Here is a 3513-nt window from a genome sequence, read left to right on the forward strand (position 1 = left end):
CCCCACCAGCCACCGCCGTCGCCCGTGCCGCCCGGCCACGGGCCGGGCACCGGCGCGCCGCAGCAGCCCGGCGGTCCGCACCTGGCGCGCCACGGCCACCCGGGAATGCCGCAGCAGACCCCGCAGCCGCCCGTGCCGCCTTCCCCCGCCGCGCCGCCCGGCGCGCCCGCGCCCGGCGGGTGGGGGAACCACCCGAGCGGTCCGGCCGCGCCCCCGCAGGACCACACCGGCCATCTGCGGCTGCCACCGGGCGACCCGGTCGAGGTGCCCGTGCACGCCGCCCAGCCCGCCGCGCCGGACGTCGCGCACACGGCCGTCGCGGTCCTGCTGATCGGCCCGGCCGGCGCCGGCAAGACCACCGTCGCCCGCTACTGGGCGGACCGCCGCCAGGTGCCCACCGCGCACATCAGCCTCGACGACGTCCGCGAGTGGGTGCGCTCCGGCTTCGCCGACCCGCAGAGCGGCTGGAACGACCAGTCCGAGGCCCAGTACCGGCTGGCCCGCCGCACCTGCGGCTTCGCCGCGCGCAACTTCCTGGCCAACGGCATCTCCTGCATCCTCGACGACGCCGTCTTCCCGGACCGGCCGGTGGTCGGCCTCGGCGGCTGGAAGCGGCACGTGGGGCCGGGGCTGCTGCCGATCGTGCTGCTGCCGGGGCTGGAGATAGTCCTCGAGCGCAACGCCGAACGCAGCGGCAACCGGCGGCTCAGCGACGAGGAGGTGGCCCGCATCCACGGCCGCATGGCCGGCTGGTACGGCTCCGGGCTGCCGATCATCGACAACTCCCGCAAGGACGTGGAGACCACCGCCCGGCTGCTCGACGAGGCCGTCGCCCGCAGCCTGGCCAGCCCGCCGTCCTGGTGACGCCCGCCGCCCCTGCGGCGAGCGGCCCGACACGTGACGGACGCGTGAACCGGCCGCTTCCGCGGCGGAGACCTCGGGCACCTCTCCTCCCCGTGCGCCGCGAGCAGCCGTGGACGCCCCGGCCGCCCCGGGTCGCGCGGCGCGCTCAACCCCGGACCGGCGGTCCGCCGCCAGCCGCCCGGTGGGCCACAAGCCGCCGGGACAGGACTTCCCGGCGAGGGGCTACCCCCCCCCGTTCGGGTGAACGGGCCGGGTGGGCGGCCGGCTCACCGGGTCCGGCCCCCCGACCGGGGCCGGTGCCGGTCGCGCGAGCGCCCGGAGCGGCCGGGCCGGGGGCCGTCCGGCCGCGTTCGACCGGCCGTCCGCGGGCAACGGCCTTACCCTCACGGTATGTCCGAGGTACACACGGCCCGCCGCGCCCGGTTGCGCGACGCCGCGGGCCGCACGGCGGCCCTGGTGTCCCACCCGGCCAACCTTCGGTACCTCACGGGCTGCGCCCCGCCCGGCGCCGCCCTGCTGGTCGGACCGGACGCCCGGGACACGCTCTTCCTCAGCCCGCACGCCACCGGCAGGCCGACCGCCGACCCGGACGCGGTGACCGCCGCCGACCTCGGCGCCGAACCGCGGCGGCTGCCGGAGCCCGGTGACGAACTGCGCTTCCGCTCGGCCGGCGAGAGCGGCGACCCGGCGGTGGCCGCCGCCCGGACGGCGGCCGACCTCGGCGTGGGGACGCTGGCGGTGGAGGAGCACCACCTCACCGTCGCCCGGCACCGGGCCCTCACCGCGGGCGCGCCGCACCTGCGGCTCACGGACCTGGGCCGCACGGTGGAACAGCAGCGGCTGGTGAAGGACGACGAGGAGATCGCCGCCCTGCGCATCGCCGCGGAGATCACCGACCAGGCGCTCGGCGAACTCCTGGAGTCCATCCTGGTCGGCCGCACCGAGCGGCACCTGGCGCTGGAACTCGAACGGCGCCTGATCGACCACGGCGCGGAAGGCCCGGCGTTCCCCACCTCGGTGGCGACCGGCCCGCACGCCGGCGTACCCACCCACACGCCCACCGACCGCCGGGTGGAGGAGGGCGACTTCCTCTCGGTGCGGATGGGCGCCCGCTACCGCGGCTACTGCTGCCAGATCGGGCGCACGTTTGTGATCGGCACCGCGCCGGCCGACTGGCAGATCGAGCTGTACGACCTCGTCTTCGCCGCTCAGCGGGCCGGCCGGGAGGCGCTGGCGCCCGGTGTGGAGTGCCGCGCGGTGGACCGGGCGGCACGTCAGGTGCTCGCCGCGGCGGGCCACGGAGGGGCCGTCGAGACCTGCACCGGGCACGGTGTCGGCCTGGAAATCGGTGAGGACCCTCGGTTGTCCCCCACGGCCATGAGTAAACTTGACGCTCGTGTGCCGGTCACCGTCGAACCGGGGGTCCATCTCCCGGGTCGGGGCGGCGTCCGGATTGACGACACACTCGTTGTCCGCTCCCTCGCGGACGGCGGGCCGGAGCTACTTACCATCACGACCAAGGAGCTGCTCGCCCTCTAGCACGCTAGCGGCGCGTCGAACAAAGCCCCTGGCCGTCCAAGCAGCAGTCTCAGGAGATTCCGCCACCGTGGCCACCACGAACGACCTCAAGAACGGCATGGTGCTCAAGCTCGACGGGGGCCAGCTCTGGTCCGTAGTCGAGTTCCAGCACGTCAAGCCCGGCAAGGGCCCTGCCTTCGTGCGCACCAAGCTGAAGAACGTGCTCTCCGGGAAGATCGTCGACAAGACGTTCAACGCCGGCACGAAGGTCGAGACCGCCACCGTCGACCGGCGCTCGATGCAGTTCTCGTACATGGACGGCGAGTACTTCGTCTTCATGGACATGGACACCTACGACCAGATCCACGTCGAGCGCGCCACGGTCGGTGACGCCGCGAACTACCTCATCGAGGGCTTCGAGGCCACCGTCGCCATGCACGAGGGCAGTCCGCTGTCCGTCGAGCTGCCGGCCGCCGTCGAGCTGGTCATCGAGCACACCGAGCCCGGCGTCCAGGGCGACCGCTCCACCGGCGGAACCAAGCCCGCCAAGCTGGAGACCGGCTACGAGATCGGCGTCCCGCTGTTCATCACCACCGGTGAGAAGATCAAGGTCGACACCCGTACCGGCGAGTACCTCGGCCGGGTGAACAACTAACCGTGGCCGCTCGCAGCAAGGCCCGCAAGCGCGCCTTCCAGATCCTCTTCGAAGCCGACCAGCGCGGCAGCGGCGTCACCGACGTGCTGGCCGACTGGATCCGGCACGCCCGGAGCGACAGCCGGCAGCCGCCGGTCAGCGAGTACACGATGGAGCTGGTCGAGGGCTACGCCCGGTACGTCGACCGCATCGACGAGCTGATCTCCACGTACGCCGTCGACTGGCCGCTGGACCGGATGCCGGTCGTGGACCGCAACATCCTGCGGCTGGGCGCCTACGAGCTGATCTGGGTGGAGGACACGCCCGACGCGGTGGTCATCGACGAGTGCGTCCAGCTCGCCCGGGAGTTCTCCACAGACGACTCCCCGGCGTTTGTCAACGGCCTGCTCGGCCGGTTCAAGGAGCTGGCACCCAAGCTCCGACGCGTCTGACGGCCCGGCCGGCACGCGGGGACAACGGCAGGGGGCCCGGAACGC

At 74.0% G+C, this 3513-nt stretch carries 4 protein-coding genes; all 4 read left to right on the top strand.

The window, feature by feature from the left end:
• Positions 1-24 precede the first annotated feature (24 nt).
• The 4 genes from GL263_RS23460 to nusB all read left to right on the top strand — a co-directional run bounded on the left by GL263_RS23460 (position 25) and on the right by nusB (position 3468).
• The gene (locus tag GL263_RS23460) at positions 25-864 is read left to right on the top strand and encodes an AAA family ATPase (protein WP_182857742.1); all 840 of its coding nucleotides are present in this window, start codon (positions 25-27) and stop codon (positions 862-864) included.
• Positions 865-1254: 390 nt separating this feature from the next.
• Complete coding sequence (locus GL263_RS23465; RefSeq protein ID WP_182857743.1) at positions 1255-2403, top strand: aminopeptidase P family protein; 1149 nt, start codon at positions 1255-1257, stop codon at positions 2401-2403.
• A gap of 67 nt (positions 2404-2470) precedes the next feature.
• Entirely contained in the window at positions 2471-3037 is a 567-nt protein-coding gene (gene efp, locus GL263_RS23470) for an elongation factor P (RefSeq protein WP_182857744.1), read from the top strand.
• Between the two features lie 2 nt (positions 3038-3039).
• Entirely contained in the window at positions 3040-3468 is a 429-nt protein-coding gene (nusB, locus tag GL263_RS23475; protein WP_182857745.1) for a transcription antitermination factor NusB, read from the top strand.
• Positions 3469-3513: the final 45 nt, after the last annotated feature.

This window comes from Streptomyces durbertensis (genome assembly GCF_014156695.1).
Lineage (GTDB): Bacteria > Actinomycetota > Actinomycetes > Streptomycetales > Streptomycetaceae > Streptomyces > Streptomyces durbertensis.